Raw genomic sequence first — 3,529 nt, forward strand, 5'->3', positions numbered from 1 at the left:
ATGAAAGAGGGACGAGAGCCCGGGGGCCCCCGTCCCTCAAGTCCTAGGCCGCCTGCGACTGCGTCGCGACGGCTTCCACCGGGACCTGACGACGCCGGGTCGCCAGCGTCAGCAGGCTCGTGACCGCAGCCCCCGTCACCGCCGCCGCTCCCCACTCCAGACCGGAGAGGTCCCAGCCTGCGAGCTTGTCCAGCGAGTAGCGTCCGGGCCCGGCAAAGCCGACCACGGCCGCTGCCGCGATGTTCGTGGCGTTCAGCTCCCAGCCGCCGGAGGCGGCCCAGGGGCCCTTGCCCAGGTGGACCGTTGCGATAGCCGTGATCATCATGCCGATGACGGCCGCGGCTCCCAGGGGGCTGAGCAGGCCCAGCGCGATCAGCAGGCCGCCGCCGAGCTCGGAGAGTCCCGCTGCCAGAGCCATAGGCTTGCCCGCCCTGAAACCAAGCGACTCCAGCCACCCGGCGGTGCCTGCGACGCCGTACCCGCCGAACCAGCCGAACAGCTTCTGCGCCCCGTGCCCCATGAACAGAAGACCAAGCACAACCCGCAGGATCAAGATCCCGAGATCCATGTCCACCTCCCGCCCCGAAGGGCTACTCATTCGTAGGTTCCTTATCTTTCGTAGGTTACTATATCAATGTGCGCTAATCTCGCAACGGGGATATTGTCGTAGTGACAAGGAGGCGAGGTTGACCGGTCCATGCGACGACGGCCATGAGGTCCTGTCGCCGTTTTGCCCGAAGTACCAGCGGGCGCTTGAGATCGTGGGACGCAGGTGGACCGGGGTCATCCTGCGGTTTTTGCTGTCCGGCGCCTCCCGGTTCAACTCCATCGCACAGGGCATCCCCGGGCTAACGGATCGCCTGCTGTCGGAGCGGCTGAAGGAGCTGGAGGCCGAAGGGCTCGTCGTTCGGTCCGTCACTCCGGAGACGCCGGTACGGATCGAGTACCACCTGACCCCCAAGGGCCGGGCACTGGAATCGGTGATTCGCGCGACGGCGAAGTGGGCCGAGGACTGGTCGGAGCCGTCCCGCCGCAAGCAGACTCGGGGAACGACAGGAGGCAAGCGTTGAAGCTGGAGGGCATCCACCACGTCACGGCCATCACCGGCGACGCGCCGGGAAACGTCGAGTTCTACGCCGGCACGCTAGGCCTGCGGATGGTCAAGAAGACCGTCAACCAGGACGACCCCACCGTCTACCACCTCTTCTACGCAGACGAACGTGGCAGCGCCGGCTCGGACATCACCTTCTTTGAGTACCCGGGGGCCATGCGGGGACGCGCGGGGGCCGGAATGGTCCACCGGGTCGTGTGGCGCGTGGCATCCACGGACTCGCTGTCCTTTTGGGAGGACCGGCTCCAGGCTGCCGGAACTGCGTCCTCACGGCAGGACGACGCGCTGCTGTTCTCCGACCCCGAAGGACTCGGACTCGAACTGCGCGTGGTCCGAACGGACGACGAGCCTCTGGTCGCCCGTCACCCCGAGGTCCCGGCCGAGGTCGCGCTCCAGGGCTTCCACGGCGTTCGCGCTCTCACCGAGGATCCGTCCGGGAGCAGGGAACTCCTCGAGCGGGGACTCGGCTTCAAGTCGGTAGGCGGAGACGGCTATGAGTGCCGCGGTGACCTCAGGGGCGGGCTGTACGACTACGACCTGGCATCCGAGGCCGGAGTCCAGGGAGCCGGCACCGTCCACCACGTGGCGTGGTCGTCGCGCCTGGAGGATCACGAGGCGTGGCGCGAGCGGGTGGCGGAGGCCGGGATGGACGTGACGCCGATCATCGACCGCTTCTACTTCAAGTCCATCTACTTCCGGGAGCCGAGCGGGGTGCTCTTCGAGATCGCCACCCTCGGCCCCGGCTTCACGGCAGACGAGCCCCTCGAGACACTGGGAGAGTCGCTGTCTCTGCCCCCCGACTACCGGCACCTGCGCGCCGAGCTGGAGACGAAGCTGACGCCCCTACCGAATCCGTCCGCGTGGCGCCACAGCGTCAGGTGATGGCGAGCCTGGCGACTGCCACCCAACGGAGGGCAGTCATCGACAAGGTGGTGGAGGTGGCGGGAATCGAACCCGCGTCCCGAAACGCCGCCGCGGGGCTTCTCCGAGCGCAGCCGGCCTATTAATCTCGGCCCCCATCCGCCGGTCGGCGGGCTGATGGGGGCCCAGCCTCGGTGAGATCCCCCCGGCAGTCGAGGCGCCCCGCCGGGGTTGATCCCGCTTATGACGCCGGGTCCGGGGGCGCGGGCTCCCCTGGCCGGCGGCTGCCTAGCTAACTAGGCTGCGATTGCAGTTGAGTTGGCAGTTATCTTTTCCCAGGTGTTTAACGAGGGTCCCGAGAACCTCGGCTCGCTTCACCCGCGCCGGTTCCGCCCCGGTCGAAACCAGTTCACCCCCGACGCAGCTTCCAGTCTACCCGGGAATGCGGCACCCCACCCTCGGTTCGGGTGGGGCGTGCCACACACCTGCAGTCTCTACTGCGGGCAGGCCCAGAAACCCGGGCCGAAAATCCGGTCCCACAACTTGCTGGTGTCCTCGCAGCTGTTGGAGCAGCCGTTGGAGCTGGCGCCTTCCCATGCCACGGGCTCCGGCTGGCAGTACGCCTGCGCCGAGCCTCCTGCTCCCACCGTGCCGGCCACGATGGCCAGCCCGACGGCGATCTTGGCAAGCTTCTTCACTTCGGCACCCCCTTGGGCAATGTGTGTCCTGATCAGTCAACGCAGACGCCCGGCGGGCGTCAAGTCAGGGACAGGTGGGCCGTCACCTCGTGGCGATTGTGGAACAGGTGCCTCGCTCCGCGGATTCTGTACCTCGCGGACAGGATCGACATCGCGTCGTCCAGGACGCGCAGCGGACGCTTCGCCGGCAGTTTCAAAGTCATGATCGCCGTGCCGGCCCCCGGCTTCAGCAGGCCTGCTGCCCTCACCGTGAGCTTCGCCGAGTGACGAGCCTCCATTCGAAGGTCGTTGGCCACCAGGTCGAAGACCGGCAGATCCCGGCGGGAGAAGGCGTCACCCGCCGTCGCCCGCAGGTGAGTGACCAGCGGATGCGACTCAACGGACGGGTGCAGGTCCGCCGGGTCGACGGCCACCACCCGCAGTCCCCTGCCGGTCAGGATTCTGGTCCATCCGCCCGGGGAGGCGCCGAGGTCCAGGGCGTGGTGAGCATCGTCCAGCGTGACGCCGAACGCCTCCAGAGCCTCCAACAGCTTGAACTCCGACCTGCTCACCTGGTCGGGTTCCCGGGCGAACCGTCTCATGCCTCCGGGCCACGCCGACAGGTTGTGGTCGGTCCTCGAGACGCCGAGATGGGCCTCGAGAGCACCGCCGGCGTCGGAGACGACCACCGAAAGGACCTGTTGCGGGTCGCGGACGCTGACGGGCAGGCCGACCTGCTCCTGTACCTCGTCCTGCAGAGCGACCTGGATCTCGTACGGGCGGTAGGCGAGCATCGGAAGCACGCGGTGCTGCACCGAGAACGGCAGGCCGGGCTGAAAGTGCCCAAGAAGGTGGTCGCGGACCTGCGTCCGGATGAGCT

Annotated in this window: 5 protein-coding genes and 1 other RNA gene; 2 read left to right on the plus strand and 4 right to left on the minus strand. The window is 67.8% G+C overall.

Features of this window, described 5'->3' with window-relative positions:
• Nucleotides 1–43: 43 nt before the first annotated feature.
• Nucleotides 44–568, minus strand: coding sequence for a DoxX family protein (locus tag VNE62_12790; protein ID HVE93157.1), 525 nt, complete (start codon nt 566–568; stop codon nt 44–46).
• Nucleotides 569–686: 118 nt separating this feature from the next.
• Here VNE62_12790 and VNE62_12795 point away from each other — a divergent pair, with 118 nt between their 5' ends.
• Both VNE62_12795 and VNE62_12800 read left to right on the plus strand, forming a co-directional pair.
• On the plus strand, nt 687–1,070 hold the full coding sequence (locus VNE62_12795) for a helix-turn-helix domain-containing protein (GenBank protein HVE93158.1): 384 nt from the start codon (nt 687–689) through the stop codon (nt 1,068–1,070).
• Entirely contained in the window at nt 1,067–1,993 is a 927-nt protein-coding gene (locus VNE62_12800) for a VOC family protein (protein ID HVE93159.1), read from the plus strand. The genes VNE62_12795 and VNE62_12800 overlap by 4 nt, the downstream gene beginning before the upstream one ends.
• Nucleotides 1,994–2,041: 48 nt before the next feature.
• Here the strand turns inward: VNE62_12800 and ssrA are convergent.
• The 3 genes from ssrA to VNE62_12815 all read right to left on the minus strand — a co-directional run.
• Nucleotides 2,042–2,389, minus strand: a transfer-messenger RNA (tmRNA) gene (gene ssrA / locus VNE62_12805).
• A gap of 77 nt (nt 2,390–2,466) precedes the next feature.
• Nucleotides 2,467–2,670, minus strand: a complete 204-nt coding sequence (locus tag VNE62_12810; protein HVE93160.1) for a hypothetical protein — start codon at nt 2,668–2,670, stop codon at nt 2,467–2,469.
• 59 nt (nt 2,671–2,729) lie between these two features.
• The coding region (locus VNE62_12815) for an SAM-dependent methyltransferase (protein HVE93161.1) at nt 2,730–3,529 on the minus strand (800 nt) is incomplete at its 5' end.

It is taken from the genome of Actinomycetota bacterium (assembly GCA_035536535.1).
Lineage (GTDB): Bacteria > Actinomycetota > JAICYB01 > JAICYB01 > JAICYB01 > DATLNZ01.

What these genes read in the sequence shown, in the direction of transcription:
- VNE62_12790 (HVE93157.1), bottom strand. Translation starts at nt 568, where the DNA reads ATGGATCTCGGGATCTTGATCCTGCGGGTTGTGCTTGGTCTTCTGTTC.